Annotated in this window: 12 protein-coding genes and 1 pseudogene; 5 read left to right on the top strand and 8 right to left on the bottom strand. The window is 61.5% G+C overall.

The annotated features are described in order from the left end of the window. Positions 1-120: 120 nt before the first annotated feature. The 4 genes from acnD to N5J71_RS18555 all read right to left on the bottom strand — a co-directional run bounded on the left by acnD (position 121) and on the right by N5J71_RS18555 (position 5,647). Complete coding sequence (gene acnD, locus N5J71_RS18540; RefSeq protein WP_279917393.1) at positions 121-2,730, bottom strand: Fe/S-dependent 2-methylisocitrate dehydratase AcnD; 2,610 nt, start codon at positions 2,728-2,730, stop codon at positions 121-123. Then, positions 2,730-3,887 carry a bifunctional 2-methylcitrate synthase/citrate synthase gene (prpC, locus tag N5J71_RS18545; protein WP_279917383.1) on the bottom strand — a complete coding sequence of 386 codons (1,158 nt, stop codon included), beginning with the start codon at positions 3,885-3,887 and terminating at the stop codon, positions 2,730-2,732. The genes acnD and prpC overlap by 1 nt, the downstream gene beginning before the upstream one ends. 138 nt (positions 3,888-4,025) lie before the next feature. Beyond that, the gene (prpB, locus tag N5J71_RS18550; RefSeq protein ID WP_003460043.1) at positions 4,026-4,913 is read right to left on the bottom strand and encodes a methylisocitrate lyase; all 888 of its coding nucleotides are present in this window, start codon (positions 4,911-4,913) and stop codon (positions 4,026-4,028) included. Continuing rightward, positions 4,910-5,647, bottom strand: coding sequence for a GntR family transcriptional regulator (locus tag N5J71_RS18555; protein WP_003460041.1), 738 nt, complete (start codon positions 5,645-5,647; stop codon positions 4,910-4,912). The genes prpB and N5J71_RS18555 overlap by 4 nt, the downstream gene beginning before the upstream one ends. A gap of 305 nt (positions 5,648-5,952) precedes the next feature. Here N5J71_RS18555 and rloA point away from each other — a divergent pair, with 305 nt between their 5' ends. The 3 genes from rloA to N5J71_RS18570 are packed head-to-tail and all read left to right on the top strand — an operon-like array spanning position 5,953 to position 9,012. Continuing rightward, a complete protein-coding gene (gene rloA, locus N5J71_RS18560; RefSeq protein ID WP_039964566.1) occupies positions 5,953-6,489 on the top strand; it encodes a retropepsin-like aspartic peptidase RloA in 537 nt (178 codons plus the stop codon). Between the two features lie 5 nt (positions 6,490-6,494). After that, the gene (rloB, locus tag N5J71_RS18565; RefSeq protein ID WP_003460037.1) at positions 6,495-8,021 is read left to right on the top strand and encodes an osmotic stress tolerance membrane protein RloB; all 1,527 of its coding nucleotides are present in this window, start codon (positions 6,495-6,497) and stop codon (positions 8,019-8,021) included. 4 nt (positions 8,022-8,025) lie between these two features. Continuing rightward, positions 8,026-9,012 carry an alpha-L-glutamate ligase-like protein gene (locus N5J71_RS18570; RefSeq protein ID WP_003460034.1) on the top strand — a complete coding sequence of 329 codons (987 nt, stop codon included), beginning with the start codon at positions 8,026-8,028 and terminating at the stop codon, positions 9,010-9,012. Positions 9,013-9,094: 82 nt separating this feature from the next. On the opposite strand, the pseudogene N5J71_RS18575 reads toward N5J71_RS18570, so the two are convergent. Continuing rightward, positions 9,095-9,493: pseudogene (locus N5J71_RS18575) on the bottom strand (LuxR C-terminal-related transcriptional regulator); the annotation flags it as partial. Between the two features lie 533 nt (positions 9,494-10,026). On the opposite strand from N5J71_RS18575, the gene pabB reads away from it, so the two are divergent. Continuing rightward, positions 10,027-11,370: an aminodeoxychorismate synthase component I gene (gene pabB, locus N5J71_RS18580; RefSeq protein ID WP_279917384.1), complete on the top strand. Its 1,344-nt coding sequence runs from the start codon at positions 10,027-10,029 to the stop codon at positions 11,368-11,370. Positions 11,371-11,431: 61 nt separating this feature from the next. Here the strand turns inward: pabB and thrH are convergent, their stop codons facing one another. Then, positions 11,432-12,049, bottom strand: a complete 618-nt coding sequence (thrH, locus tag N5J71_RS18585) for a bifunctional phosphoserine phosphatase/homoserine phosphotransferase ThrH (RefSeq protein ID WP_003460030.1) — start codon at positions 12,047-12,049, stop codon at positions 11,432-11,434. 174 nt (positions 12,050-12,223) lie between these two features. Here thrH and N5J71_RS18590 point away from each other — a divergent pair, with 174 nt between their 5' ends. After that, the gene (locus N5J71_RS18590; protein ID WP_074858212.1) at positions 12,224-12,844 is read left to right on the top strand and encodes a phosphoadenosine phosphosulfate reductase domain-containing protein; all 621 of its coding nucleotides are present in this window, start codon (positions 12,224-12,226) and stop codon (positions 12,842-12,844) included. Between the two features lie 59 nt (positions 12,845-12,903). Here N5J71_RS18590 and cysB read toward each other — a convergent pair whose 3' ends face one another. Together cysB and N5J71_RS18600 are read right to left on the bottom strand one after the other, a co-directional pair. Beyond that, positions 12,904-13,878 carry an HTH-type transcriptional regulator CysB gene (gene cysB, locus N5J71_RS18595; protein WP_003460027.1) on the bottom strand — a complete coding sequence of 325 codons (975 nt, stop codon included), beginning with the start codon at positions 13,876-13,878 and terminating at the stop codon, positions 12,904-12,906. Positions 13,879-13,979: 101 nt separating this feature from the next. Then, positions 13,980-14,480, bottom strand: a complete 501-nt coding sequence (locus N5J71_RS18600) for a universal stress protein (protein WP_279917385.1) — start codon at positions 14,478-14,480, stop codon at positions 13,980-13,982. Between the last annotated feature and the right edge of the window lie 123 nt (positions 14,481-14,603).

The raw sequence follows: 14,603 nt of genomic DNA on the forward strand, positions 1-14,603 counted from the left end.
CGCTTGCCTCCCCTCTCCCGCTGGCGGGAGAGGGGCCGGGGGAGAGGGAGCATCCAAAAGCCGCGAGCTACCTGAAGCACCCTCTCCCCAACCCTCTCCCATAAATGGGAGAGGGAGTTATCAAGCCACCGCACCTTCGAGGAAGTCCTTGGCGAAGCGCTGCAGCACGCCGCCGGCCTTGTACACGCTGACATCCGCCGCGGTATCCAGTCGGCAGGTCACCGGCACCCGAACCACTTCACCGTTACGGCGATTGACCACCAGGGTCAGGTCGCAGCGCGGCGAGATATCGCCCTCGATGTCATAGGTTTCGGTGCCGTCCAGCCCCAGGGTCAGGCGCGTGGTGCCCGGTTTGAACTCTACCGGCAGCACGCCCATGCCCACCAGGTTGGTGCGGTGGATGCGCTCGAAGCCTTCGGCGACGATCACTTCCACGCCCGCCAAACGTACGCCCTTGGCCGCCCAATCCCGCGACGAGCCCTGGCCGTAGTCGGCACCAGCGACGATGATCAGGTTCTGCTTGCGGTTCATGTAGGTCTCGATGGCTTCCCACATGCGCATCACCTGGCCTTCCGGCTCGACGCGGGCCAGCGAGCCCTTCTTCACCTGGCCGTCGACCACAGCCATCTCGTTGACCAGTTGCGGGTTGGCGAAGGTGGCGCGCTGTGCGGTCAGGTGGTCGCCACGGTGGGTGGCGTAGGAGTTGAAGTCCTCCTCCGGCAGGCCCATTTTCGCCAGGTACTCACCGGCGGCCGAGTCCGCCAGGATGGCGTTGGACGGCGACAGGTGGTCGGTGGTGATGTTGTCCGGCAGGATCGCCAGCGGACGCATGCCCTTGAGCGTGCGCTCGCCGGCCAGCGCACCCTCCCAGTAAGGCGGGCGGCGGATGTAGGTGGACATCGGCCGCCAGTCGTACAGCGGGCTGTCGGCTTCCTTCACCGTCCCGAGGTCGAACATCGGGATATAGATCTGCTTGAACTGCTCGGGCTTGACGCTCGCCGCGACTATGGCGTCGATCTCCTCGTCGCTCGGCCACAGGTCCTTCAACGTGATGGGGTTGCCCTGGGCATCGGTGCCCAGCGCGTCCTGCTCGATATCGAAGCGCACGGTACCGGCAATGGCATAGGCCACAACCAGCGGTGGCGAAGCGAGGAAGGCCTGCTTGGCATAGGGATGGATGCGCCCGTCGAAGTTGCGGTTGCCTGAGAGCACAGCGGTGGCGTACAGGTCGCGGTCGATGATTTCCTTCTGGATCACCGGATCGAGCGCGCCGGACATGCCGTTACAGGTGGTGCAGGCGTAGGCGACGATGCCGAAACCGAGCTTCTCCAGTTCCGGCAGCAGGCCAGCCTCTTGCAGATACAGCTTGGCGACTTTCGAACCTGGAGCGAATGACGTCTTCACCCAGGGCTTGCGCACCAGGCCCAGCGCGTTGGCCTTCTTCGCCACCAGACCAGCAGCGATGACGTTGCGCGGGTTGGAGGTATTGGTGCAGCTGGTGATGGCGGCGATGATCACCGCGCCATCGGGCATCAGCCCCTGGGCTTCTTCACCCTTGCCAGCTTGCAGCTTGGCTTCGTCAGCGATGCCACGCTCGGCCAGCGCCGAGGTCGGCAGGCGGCGATGCGGGTTGCTTGGCCCAGCCATGTTGCGCACCACACTGCCCAGATCGAAGCGCAACACACGCTCGTACTCGGCGGTTTTCAGCGCGTCGCTCCACAGACCCAGGGTCTTGGCGTAGTTTTCTACCAGCGCCACCTGTTCCGGCTCGCGACCGGTGAGCTTGAGGTAGTCGATGGTCTGGCCGTCGATGTAGAACATCGAGGCGGTGGCGCCGTATTCCGGGCACATGTTGGAGATGGTCGCGCGATCACCGATGGACAGGCTGTCCGCCCCTTCACCGAAGAACTCGACCCAGGCCCCCACCACCCTTTCCTTGCGCAGGAACTCGGTGATAGCCAGGACGATATCGGTGGCGGTGATGCCGGGCTGGCGCTTACCAGTCAGCTCGACGCCGACGATATCGGGCAAGCGCATCATCGACGGGTGGCCGAGCATCACCGTCTCGGCCTCCAGGCCGCCGACGCCAATGGCGATCACGCCCAGGGCATCCACGTGCGGAGTGTGCGAGTCGGTGCCGACGCAGGTATCGGGGAAGGCAATGCCGCCGCGTGCCTGGATCACCGGGCTCATTTTCTCCAGGTTGATCTGGTGCATGATGCCGTTGCCGGCCGGGATCACGTCGACGTTCTTGAACGCGGTCTTGGTCCAGTCGATGAAATGGAAGCGATCCTCGTTGCGGCGATCCTCGATGGCGCGGTTCTTCTCGAAGGCATCCGGATCGAAGCCCGGCGCCTCGACGGCCAGCGAATGGTCGACGATCAACTGGGTCGGCACCACCGGGTTGACCTTGGACGGGTCACCACCTTTTTCTGCGATGGCATCGCGCAGGCCGGCCAGATCCACCAGCGCGGTCTGACCGAGAATGTCATGACAGACCACCCGCGCCGGATACCAGGGGAAGTCCAGGTCGCGCTTGCGATGGACCAACTGCTCCAGGGCGGCGGTCAGATCCTGTGGCTCGCAGCGGCGCACCAGTTGCTCGGCCAGCACGCGCGAGGTGTAGGGAAGCTTGTCCCAGGCGCCGGTCTGGATCGCCTCGACCGCTTCGCGGGCGTCGAAGTAATCCAGCGCGGTGCCGGGCAGGCTTTTACGGTATTGAGTGTTCATCATTTACGCTCCTTGAGCGGCACGAACTTCAGGTCTTCGGGGCCTGTGTAATTGGCGCTCGGGCGGATGATCTTGCCGTCGATGCGTTGCTCGATGACGTGCGCCGACCAGCCGGCAGTGCGGGCGATGACGAACAGCGGGGTGAACATGGCGGTGGGCACGCCCATCATGTGGTAGCTCACGGCGCTGAACCAGTCGAGGTTGGGGAACATCTTCTTGATGTCCCACATGATGGTTTCCAGACGCTCGGCGATGTCGAACATCTTGGTGTTGCCCTGCTCCACGGACAGCTCGCGGGCCACTTCCTTGATCACCTTGTTGCGCGGGTCGCTCACGGTGTAGACCGGATGACCGAAGCCGATCACCACTTCCTTGCGCCCTACTCGCTCGCGGATATCGGCCTCAGCCTCCTCCGGGCTGTCGTAGCGCTTCTGCACCTCGAAGGCCACTTCGTTGGCGCCGCCGTGTTTCGGCCCGCGTAGCGCGCCGATGGCGCCAGCGATGCAGGAGAACAGGTCAGAACCGGTGCCGGCGATCACCCGCGAGGTGAAGGTCGAAGCGTTGAATTCATGCTCGGCATACAGATTGAGCGAGGTGTGCATGGCGCGCACCCAGGACTCGCGTGGCTTCTCGCCGTGCAGCAGATGGAGGAAGTGGCCGCCGATGGAGTCGTCGTCGGTTTCCACCTCGATGCGCTTGCCGTTGTGGCTGTAGTGGTACCAGTACAGCAGCGCCGAGCCCAGGCTGGCCATCAGCTTGTCGGCAATATCACGGGCGCCAGGGTGGTTATGATCGTCCTTTTCCGGCGCCAGGCAGCCGAGTACGGAGACTGCGGTACGCATCACGTCCATCGGGTGCGCCGAAGGCGGCAGTTGCTCAAGTGCCGCCTTCACCCCGGCCGGCAGGCCGCGCAGAGCCTTGAGCTTAGCCTTGTAGCCGGCCAGTTCGGCGACGTTGGGCAGCTTGCCGTGCACCAGCAGGTGAGCGATCTCCTCGAACTCGCAGCGATTGGCGAAATCGAGCACGTCATAGCCACGGTAATGCAGGTCGTTACCGGTGCGGCCAACGGTGCACAGGGCGGTGTTGCCGGCGGCTGTGCCGCTGAGGGCAACGGATTTCTTCGGCTTGAAGCCTGGCGTGGTTTCGGTGGCACTCATGGTTATCTCCTCGACTCTTTTTGTTCTGCTGTGCTCTGGGTAGGGTGGGCTTCAGCCCACCGCCTCAGCCATCCGGCAGCGCTGATGCGGTGGGCTGAAGCGAATCGTCGCCCGGCCCACCCTACGACCTCGCTGTTTTTACTTCTTGCCGGCGGCAAACAGCGCGTCGAGCTTCTGCTCGAAGGCGTGGTAGCCGATGCGGTCGTAAAGTTCGGCGCGGGTCTGCATCAGCTCGATCACATCCTTCTGGTGGCCGTTCTGGCGGATCGAGGTGTAGACACTTTCGGCCGCCTTGTTCGCCGCGCGGAAGGCCGACAGCGGGTAGAGCTGGATGGCCACGCCGACCGACGCCAGTTCATCGCGGGTGAACAGCGGCGTGGCGCCGAATTCGGTGATGTTGGCCAGTACCGGCACATTCAGCGCGTCAACAAAGCGCTTGTAGGTCGGCAGGTCATAAGCGGCCTCGGCGAAGATGCCATCAGCACCTGCCTCGACGTAGGCCTGGCAGCGCTCGATGGCGGCATCCACGCCCTCGGCCTGGATGGCGTCGGTGCGGGCGATGAGGAAGAAGTCCGGGTCAGTCTTGGCATCGGCGGCGGCCCTGACGCGGTCGACCATTTCCTCGCAGGAGACGATCTCCTTGCCCGGACGGTGACCGCAGCGCTTGGCACCCACCTGATCCTCGATATGCGCAGCGGCAGCACCGGCCTTGATCAGGTTCTTGATGGTGCGTTCGATATTGAAGGCACTGGGGCCAAAGCCGGTGTCAATATCCACCAGCAGCGGCAGGTCACAGACATCGGTGATGCGGCGCACGTCTGTGAGCACGTCATCCAGGGTGTTGATGCCCAGATCCGGCAAGCCGAGCGAGCCGGCGGCGACACCGCCACCGGACAGGTAAATAGCGCGAAAGCCCGCGCGCTTGGCCAGCAGTGCATGGTTGGCGTTGATCGCACCGATAACCTGCAGTGGCTGCTCCTCGGCGAGGGCCTGGCGGAAACGCTGGCCGGCGGAAAGCTGGGTCATGAATCACCTCGAGTCTTGGATGAAGGGGTGAGCGCTTCCTGTCCACATTGGGAAACGTAGTGGCGCTCGATATTGCGCTTGGAGGCGCCGATGTGGCGGCGCATCAGCAATTCGGCCAGTTCACCGTCACGAGCTTCGATGGCGTCGAGAATGCGGTGGTGCTCGGCGAAGGCCTGGTGCGGCCGATTGGGTGTGGTGGAGAACTGCAGTCGGTACATGCGCACCAACTGGTACAGCTCGTCGCACAGCAGCTTGGCCAGGGTGCGATTGCCGCTGCCCTGGATGATCCGGTAGTGGAAGTCGAAGTCGCCTTCCTGCTGGTAGTAGCCGACACCAGCCTTGAACGCGGCATCCTGCTCGTGCAGCTCCAGCACCTGGCGTAGCTCATCGATCTCCTGCTGGGTCATGCGCTCGGCCGCCAGGCGGCAGGCCATGCCTTCGAGCGACTCGCGAATCTCGTACAGCTCGACCAACTCGGCATGACTGAGCGACACCACCCGCGCCCCCACATGTGGCACGCGCACCAGCAGCTTCTGCCCTTCCAGGCGATGAATGGCCTCGCGTAGAGGGCCACGACTGATGCCATAGGTGCGCGCCAGCTCGGGCTCAGAGATCTTGCTACCCGGGGCGATCTCGCCTTTGACGATAGCGGCCTGGATCAGACGGAAGACGTGCTCGGAAAGCGTCTCCGAATCCACCTGCGGCGCTGCTGACGCATCTGATTGAAGCAGCATGATTGTCAACACCAATAGATATTCAGGGCGATATAACTACGCCATAAAGCCAAAAATGTCAAAGCAGACCAAAGCATTGTCGACAATACGTCCAGCTCGCCCGATCAGGCAAACCGCCACCTTACTTGCAGAAAGCTACATAAGCGTCTGTCGGCACGTAAAATCCCCATGTTAGAATCCAACTGTTCCTGCCTGGCCATCGCCTTTTGCCATGCCTGCTAGACTTCACGGCAGAAAGTTGTATGGCAGGATGCCTGCGAGTTGCTGCCCCCATCCCGCCACTGGCAATACCCTCTCAAGGACACATGAGACTGAAACCCTTCTCTTTGCTGATCTGCCTGCTGACCTTGTCCTGCCCTGCTCTGGCCATGGGCAAGTCGATCTATGGTCTGAATGAATATATTCACGTAGAAGAACTGGACCTGCAGGTAGCCGCCAAACTCGACACTGGCGCCAAAACCGCGTCCTTGAGTGCCCGCGATATCAAACGCTTCAAGCGTGACGGAGAAACCTGGGTGCGTTTCGTGCTGGCCATCGACAATGCCCAAGAGCGCACCATCGAGCGTCCGCTGGCGCGAATCAGCAAGATCAAACGCCGTGCTGGCGATTTCGACCCCGATGAAGGCAAGACCTATACGGCACGCCCGGTAATCGACCTTGAATTGTGCATGGGCAAGACCCTGCGCATGATCGAAGTGAACTTGACCGACCGAAGCGCATTCCAATACCCGCTTCTGATCGGCTCCGAAGCGCTCAAGCACTTCGAGGCCATAGTCGATCCAAGCCTTAAATATGCAGCCGGCAAACCCGACTGCACCAATGACGCAACCCCTGGCGAGTAATTCCCATGCGCTCTCTGAACCTGCATCTGAAAGTCCTGATCACCCTCCTGGTGGCCCTGGGCGTTCTGATTACGGCATACCAAATCTTCATTCTCGGCATTCCGGTGACCGAGGATGAGACCGACGATCTGTGGAACATCGACGCCAAGGTCGAATTCCAGGCCAACCCGCGTGAGCCGGTGAAGCTGCAGATGTTCGTCCCGCCGCTGAACCAGGACTACGTCAGCCTCAACGAGAGCTTCATCTCCAACAATTACGGCGTCAGCGTCAACCGTGTCGACGGCAACCGCCGCGTCACCTGGTCGGCACGTCGTGCCAATGGCAAGCAGACCCTCTATTACCGACTGGTTCTGACCAAGCGTTACAGCGGCGAGCAGGCGCCTGCAAAAGGCCCGATCTTCCGCGACAGCATCCCGGTCGAAGGCCCCGAGAAGATCGCGGCCGAAGCCCTGCTGGCGCCGATCCGCCAGCACTCGGCGGATGTCGAAACCTTCATCAGCGAAACCATCAAGCGCGTCAACAACGTCAATGACGACAACGTCAAGTTGCTGCTCGGCGGCGACGCCTCCATCGCCAACAAGGCCAAGGCCGTCGACTTGCTGTTGTCCATCGCCCATGTGCCGATGGAGCGTGTGCACACCATTCGCCTGCAGGCCGAAGTGGCGCAGTCGCCGGAGCTTTGGCTGCGCAGCTTCAACGGTCAGAAGTGGCTGTATTTCAACCCGGAAACCGGTGAACAGGGCCTGCCGAAAGACCGCCTGATCTGGTGGATCGGCGACGGTGATCTGGTCAGCCTCGAAGGCGGCCGTCAGGCGCAAGTCAGCTTCAGTCTGAACAACAGCGAGATGAACGCCATCCGCCTAGCCAAACTGACCGATGAGAACACCGACGCCAGCTTCCTCGAATACTCGCTGTACGGCCTGCCGCTGCAGACCCAGCAGACCTTCATGGTCATGGTGATGATCCCGATTGGCGTGCTGGTCATCCTGATCCTGCGCAACCTCGGTGGCTTGCAGACGCTGGGCACCTTTACCCCGGTGCTGATCGCTCTGGCCTTCCGCGAAACCCAGCTGGGCTTCGGTATCTTTTTGTTTACCGTGATCACTGCACTCGGCCTGTCACTACGCTCGTACCTCGAACACCTGAAGCTACAGATGTTGCCGCGCCTGTCGGTGGTCTTGACCTTCGTCGTGGTGCTGATCGCCGCCATCAGCCTGTTCAGCCACAAGCTGGGCCTAGAGCGTGGTCTGTCGGTGGCGCTGTTCCCGATGGTGATTCTGACCATGACCATCGAACGCCTGTCGATCACCTGGGAAGAGCGCGGCGGCAGCCATGCCTTCAAGGTCGCCATCGGCACCCTGTTCGCCGCCACCATCGCCCACCTGCTGATGAGCGTGCCCCAACTGGTGTACTTCGTGTTCACCTTCCCGGCGATCCTGCTGATTCTGGTGGCTTTCATGCTGGCGATGGGCCGTTACCGCGGCTACCGCCTGACCGAACTGTTCCGTTTCAAAGCCTTCCTCAAGGACTAAGACCATGTTCGGCCTAATCAAAACGTGGAAGGCCCTTGAAGCCAAAGGCATCATGGGCATCAACCGACGCAATGCGGATTACGTGCTGAAGTACAACAAACGGCACCTGTACCCGATCGTCGACGACAAGATCATCACCAAGGAGCGGGCCATTGAGGCCGGCATCGATGTGCCGGAGCTGTACGGCATCATCGACACCGAAAAAGGCATCGACAAACTCGACGAGATCATCGCCGGGCGCACCGATTTCGTCATCAAGCCGGCGCAGGGCGCCGGCGGTGACGGCATCATGGTCATCGCCGACCGCTTCGAGGACCGATTCAAGACGGTGTCCGGCAAGATCGTCAGCCACGAGGAACTGGAGCAGCAGATTTCCAACATCCTCTCCGGTCTGTACTCGCTCGGCGGTCACCGCGACCGTGCGCTGATCGAATATCGCGTGACCCCGGACACCATCTTCAAGAGCATCAGCTACGAAGGCGTGCCGGACATCCGCATCATCGTGCTCATGGGCTACCCGGTGATGGCCATGCTGCGTCTGCCGACCCGCCAGTCCAACGGCAAGGCCAACCTGCACCAGGGCGCCATCGGCGTCGGCGTCGACCTGGCCACCGGCGTGACCCTGCGCGGCACCTGGCTGAACAACAAGATCAGCAAGCACCCGGACACCACCAATGCGGTGGACGGCGTGCAACTGCCGAACTGGGACGGTTTCATGAAGCTCGCTGCCGGCTGCTACGAGTTGTGTGGCCTGGGTTACATAGGCGTGGACATGGTGCTGGACCAGGACAAGGGCCCGCTGATTCTCGAGCTCAATGCCCGCCCCGGCCTGAATATCCAGATCGCCAATGACTGTGGCCTGACCCACCGCGCCCATGCCGTGGAAGCCCGCCTGGAAGAACTGAAAGCCAAGGGTATTCAGGAAGACGCAGAAGAGCGCGTGCGTTTCTCCCAGGAGCTGTTTGGTCACGTCGCCAGCAAGGAAATCTGACCAGCGAACGTCGTAAGGTGCTGCCGCACCTTACGACCCGCTCAATGCACCCTCGCCAGCTCGCCCCCCTCACCCCACCGTCTCATGCCTCGCTCAGCAGCCCCAGGCTCTTGCCCTTGAGTACGACTTGCGTACGGCTGCGTACGCCCAGCCTGGAAAACAGGTTATGCAGGTGCCATTTGACGGTACCCAGGGCCAGCGCCAATTGCTGGCCGATCTCATCATTGGACATGCCCTTGGCGGCCAGACAGACCACCTCACGCTCGCGCTCGGTCAGCCCCTCCTCCAGCACGGCAATGGCATGCGGCGATTCCTGGCAGGGCCAGGCGCTCAACAGACTACGGATGAATGCCTGCAGCGCCGGCTGGTGCTCGACGGATTCCAACAGCTGCAGTAACTGGCGTATGGCTTCGCCTTCCTCGATGAACAGGCTGCGCGCCTCTTCCCACTCGGCGCCGATCAGGCATTTCACCAGCAGACTTTCCATCACGGCCTCGACCGGCACCCGCATGGTATTGCGCAGGTAGCCCAGGGCGTAATCACCCAGACCGGGCAGTGAACGCCCAATACTTCGATCAGTTGCTGGAAGAAACGTACCGGCTCATCATCAGCATCGCCCAGCGATAGCTACGCAACAGCGCTGCCGGCCTGACGACGCTGCTCGACCTGCATCGCCAACGCGGTGGTCCAAAACCAGCAGGCGCGCAAAACAACACGAGGCGGGCGTGGGGGGGGTAGGCCGAAAGCGCGGCTTCCACCTGGGGCCTTTTCAGATAGTCCACGGATGCCTGGGCGGCGACAGTTTTGAACGCAGCAGGCTTCCAGCGGCAGGGCCGATCACTACATCCATGGCCTGGATTCCTTCATTCACTGTTGTTTTGGTACGGCAGTTCAACACCCTGGCACGACTCCATACTAATCAGCCGAGCGTACCGGAGCAAACCTGGCCGAAGCCCTAGGATGAATATTAGCGGCGGACTACAATCGCTCTTTCAACCCATTCGACTGCCACGCATGCCCAGCTGCTCTCTGCACCCTATTGCTTACCGCACCGACCCCAGCGACTACTTCCAGCGCATTCGCCAGGCCCCCGGCGCCGTACTGCTGGATGCCGGACGACCGAATGCCACGCGTGGACGCTATGACCTTATGAGCGCCTGGCCATTGGCAGAACTGGCGCCCACGCCCGACGAATCGGCCAACGGCTTTCTGCAACGTCTGCGAGGCGCATTGCAGAGCCTCGGCCCCGCCGAGGCTCCAGCACAGCAGGAGCTGCCATTCGTCGGTGGTTTGATCGGCTACCTGTCTTATGACTTCGGCCGCCGCCTGGAAGTGCTGCCCGAACAGAGCGTCGATGATCTCGATCTCGAGGATGCCCGTTTCGGTCTCTACGCCTGGGCACTGATCAGCGATCACCAGTTGGGTACCAGCACCCTGCTGTTTCACCCGGCGCTGCCGGAGGCAGAGCGCCGGCGCCTGCGGATGCTGTTCGAAGCAGCGCATGGCGAGGAACTCGCGCCCTTCCGACTGACTCAGCCGTTCCAGGCCGCTATCGACGAGCACCGTTATCGCCAGGCGATCGAGCGCATCCAGGGCTACATCCTCGCTGGCGATTGCTATCAGGTGAATTTCGCCCAGCGCTTCCAGGCGCCCTGCACGGGTGATCCCTGGGCGGCATACCTCGCACTGCGCCAGGCCTGCCCCACGCCTTTCTCGGGTTTTCAGAGCCTGGGCGATGGCGACGCCATTCTCAGCCTGTCGCCCGAACGCTTTCTCAAGGTCAGCAGCGGTCAGGTGGAAACCCGTCCGATCAAGGGCACTCGGCGCCGCGGCGATGACACCGACGATGATCAAGCGCAGGCGCAGGAGCTGTTGGCGAGCAGCAAAGACCGCGCCGAGAACCTGATGATCGTCGATCTGCTGCGCAACGATCTGGGCCGCAGCTGCCGCATCGGTTCGGTGAAAGTACCGGAGCTGTTCGCCCTGGAGAGCTATCCCAACGTGCATCATCTGGTCAGTTGCGTCACCGCCGAGCTGGCGCCCGGCAAGGATGCGCTGGACCTGATCGCCTGCAGTTTCCCTGGTGGCTCCATCACCGGCGCACCGAAGATCCGCGCCATGCAGATCATCGATGAGCTGGAGCCGACACGGCGCGGGCTCTATTGCGGCTCCTTGCTGTATCTCGACGTACGCGGTGAGATGGACAGCTCCATCGCCATTCGCAGCCTGCTGGTCAAGGACGGCAAGGTCAGTTGCTGGGGCGGCGGCGGTATAGTCGCCGACTCCAACTGGCAGGCCGAATACCAGGAATCCATCACCAAGGTGAAGGTATTGCTGGAGACGCTGGAGGGGCTTTAGAAACGTAGTGCGGGTGCAACCCGCCAGATTGCGATGGCGGGTTACACCCGCACTACGTCAGCTACAGGCTCAGCTTGCGGTTCGATGCCTTGAGGAATTCCTGCTTCAGATCCTCGTAGGTATGCACGGCCGGGAATTGCGGAAACTCGCGAATCACGTTTTCCGGCGCATGGAACAGGATGCCGGCATGGGCTTCGCTGAGCATGGTGGTGTCGTTGTACGAGTCACCGGCCGCGATAACGCGGTAGTACAGACTCTTAAAGGCGATGACCGACTGACGCTTGGGATCCTTCTGGCGCAGCTGGTAGCTGACCACACGATCGTTCTCGTCGGTGATCAGGCGGTGGCACAGGAGAGTCGGGAAACCGAGCTGACGCATCAGCGGCTGGGAGAACTCGTAGAAGGTGTCGGAGAGAATCACCACCTGAAAACGTTCACGCAGCCAGTCGACGAACTCCACTGCGCCATCGAGCGGCTTCAGGGTAGCGATCACGTCCTGAATGTCCTTCAACTTCAGGCCGTGCTCATCGAGAATGCGCAGGCGTTGCTGCATCAGCACGTCATAATCGGGGATGTCGCGGGTGGTCGCCTTGAGCGACTCGATACCGGTTTTTTCCGCAAAGGCGATCCAGATTTCCGGGACCAGTACGCCTTCCAGGTCGAGACACGCGATTTCCACAGGCCACTCCTCGGTTGAGCCAAAAAGGAGTCGGCACTCTAGCCGCTGAGCCTGGTGGGCGCAATGCGACTGCTTATAACCATACTGAAGCTCTACCATCCAGCTAGTTATTTAGCTGCATAACCGGCCTTTGCTACCATCGCACCTTCACGCACACGATCTGGAATCCTCACCATGGAACTCGACCTGGACGCGCTCAACGCCGAACTCGGCAACCAGCCTGAAAAGCTGGTGCAGTGGGCCATAGGGCTGGGCAAACCCGCCATCTGTACCACCAACTTCCGCCCTTTCGAAGCGGTGATCCTGCACATGGTCAGCCAGGTCAAACCGGATATCCCGGTGGTCTGGATGGACAGCGGCTACAACACCGAAGCCACCTATCGCTTCGCCGACGAGGTAACCCGCAAGCTGGGCCTCAACCTGATCATCTACCTGCCCAAGCGTTCACGCGCGCACCGCGAGGCCATCGACGGCCCGGTGCCTGGCCTGGATGATCCGCGCCACGCCGCGTTCACCGAGGAAGTGAAGCTCGAGCCCTTCGCCCGCGCCCTGCGCGAGACCGCACCCAGCGTCTGGTTCACCGCCCTGCGTGCCACCGACACCGCCGTGCGCGCGCAGATGGCCCCTATCAGCATCAACCCGGACGGCCTGATCAAGGTCGCCCCGCTGCTGCACTGGACCTCCAAGGATCTGTATCAGTACCTGGTCGCCCACGACCTGCCGAACGAGTTCGATTACTTCGATCCGACCAAGGGCGAAGACAATCGCGAATGCGGCCTGCACCTGAACCACTGATCTGCGTACAAAAACAAAATGGCGCCTTATAGGCGCCATTTTTCGTGACACCTGCGGTGTCAGTGCATGGGCAACTCGACACCTGCAAACAGCTCTTCGAGCTCGGACTTGTTATGGCACTGCACGGCCTTGGCCAGCATGTCGCGGGTCAAGTGCGGGGCGAAGCGCTCGATGAAGTCACACATGAAGCCACGCAGGAAGGTGCCACGACGAAAGCCGATCTTGGTCACACTGGGCTCGAACAGGTCATCGGCATCGAGCACCACCAGATCAGGGTCGAGCTTGGCATCGACCGCCATCTTGGCCACGATGCCCACCCCCAGGTTCAGGCGCACGTAGGTCTTGATCACGTCGGCGTCGGCGGCAGTGAACACCACCTTGGGTGTCAGGCCGCGATGGCTGAAGGCTTCGTCTAGCTTCGAGCGCCCGGTGAAACCGAACACGTAGGTGACGATGGGATGCTCGGCCAGCGCTTCGAGGGTCAGCTTCGGCAGCTTGGTCAGGGGATGGCCCTGCGGTACCACCACGCAACGGTTCCAGCGGTAGCACGGCATCATGATCAGGTCGTTGAACAGCTCAAGGCCTTCGGTGGCGATGGCGAAATCGACACTGCCATCGGCGGCCATCTCGGCGATCTGCGTCGGCGTCCCCTGGTGCATGTGCAAGGCAACATCCGGGTACTGCTTGATAAAGGCACTGATCACCGGAGGCAGGGCGTAACGCGCCTGGGTGTGAGTGGTGGCGATGGACAGCGTACCCTTCTTCTCGTTGGAGAATTCCTGAGCGATCTGCTTGATGCTTTCAACCTTGCGCAGGATCTCACCGGCCGTGGTGATGATGCGTTCACCCGCCGGAGTTACGCGGGTCAGATGCTTGCCGCTGCGGGCGAAGACTTCCACGCCCAGCTCATCCTCGAGCAAGCGAATCTGCTTGCTGATCCCTGGCTGCGAGGTGTACAGGCTCTGAGCAGTAGCCGATACATTGAGGTCGTGGTGCGCAACTTCCCAGATGTAGCGCAATTGCTGAAGCTTCATAGATTTCCCTCAGAGCAGTAAGGCGGGCCAAGAGCTGCCAACGCCATATATAACCATATTATTGGTCTAGTCTGTATATCAGCACATTTTATTATTTAAACTTACAATTCTCCCCGCCCCCGATGCTGCAGCATAGGCACCAGATACACCGGCACCTCTGATAGCTGCACGATCCGTGCGGACGTACGCCCCAGCGGTACGGTCAGATCCGTGCCGTGGCTGTGACTGCCTACGACCAGCAGATCCACCCCAAGTTTCTGGGCCTCCTCGAGAATCACCACAGGCGGATCCCCCTGAAGTACCCGCACCGCACGAATCAACTTGAGATCCTGCTGACCCTCACCCAGTTCGTCGCGAAAGCCCTCCAGCACACGCTGCTCGATACTGGCCATGACGGTATTCAGCCCATTACGCCGCAGCTCCCCGAGGGTGTCTTCGTCCAGGTAGGTCTGCAGCACGGATTCGGCGAATAACCCCATGGGCTCAACCGCGTGCACCACATACAGATCGGCCTTGAAGCTGCGGCTCATGGCGAGGGCGTGCTGCAGCACGTAGGAGGCGTAAAGCCCCAGATCGGTGGCATAGAGTATCGAGCGGATCACGCGGCCTCCTCGACTGCTGGCGCAGGCCCTTGATTGAGCTTAGCAGCGCATCAGACAAAGCAAGATCGGCAGCATTATTTAGGACGAATGGCTATATGCAGGCGCTTGGGCGCCTGCATAGGC

The sequence above is a fragment of the Ectopseudomonas oleovorans genome, assembly GCF_029845265.1.
GTDB classification, from domain to species: Bacteria; Pseudomonadota; Gammaproteobacteria; order Pseudomonadales; family Pseudomonadaceae; genus Aquipseudomonas; species Aquipseudomonas oleovorans.

Coding starts and splice junctions, on each gene's coding strand:
- N5J71_RS18590 (WP_074858212.1), top strand. CDS start 12,224: ATGGAACTCGACCTGGACGCGCTCAACGCCGAACTCGGCAACCAGCCT.
- rloB (WP_003460037.1), top strand. CDS start 6,495: ATGCGCTCTCTGAACCTGCATCTGAAAGTCCTGATCACCCTCCTGGTG.
- rloA (WP_039964566.1), top strand. CDS start 5,953: ATGAGACTGAAACCCTTCTCTTTGCTGATCTGCCTGCTGACCTTGTCC.
- N5J71_RS18555 (WP_003460041.1), bottom strand. CDS start 5,647: ATGCTGCTTCAATCAGATGCGTCAGCAGCGCCGCAGGTGGATTCGGAG.
- pabB (WP_279917384.1), top strand. CDS start 10,027: ATGCCCAGCTGCTCTCTGCACCCTATTGCTTACCGCACCGACCCCAGC.
- cysB (WP_003460027.1), bottom strand. CDS start 13,878: ATGAAGCTTCAGCAATTGCGCTACATCTGGGAAGTTGCGCACCACGAC.
- acnD (WP_279917393.1), bottom strand. CDS start 2,730: ATGAACACTCAATACCGTAAAAGCCTGCCCGGCACCGCGCTGGATTAC.
- prpC (WP_279917383.1), bottom strand. CDS start 3,887: ATGAGTGCCACCGAAACCACGCCAGGCTTCAAGCCGAAGAAATCCGTT.
- prpB (WP_003460043.1), bottom strand. CDS start 4,913: ATGACCCAGCTTTCCGCCGGCCAGCGTTTCCGCCAGGCCCTCGCCGAG.
- N5J71_RS18570 (WP_003460034.1), top strand. CDS start 8,026: ATGTTCGGCCTAATCAAAACGTGGAAGGCCCTTGAAGCCAAAGGCATC.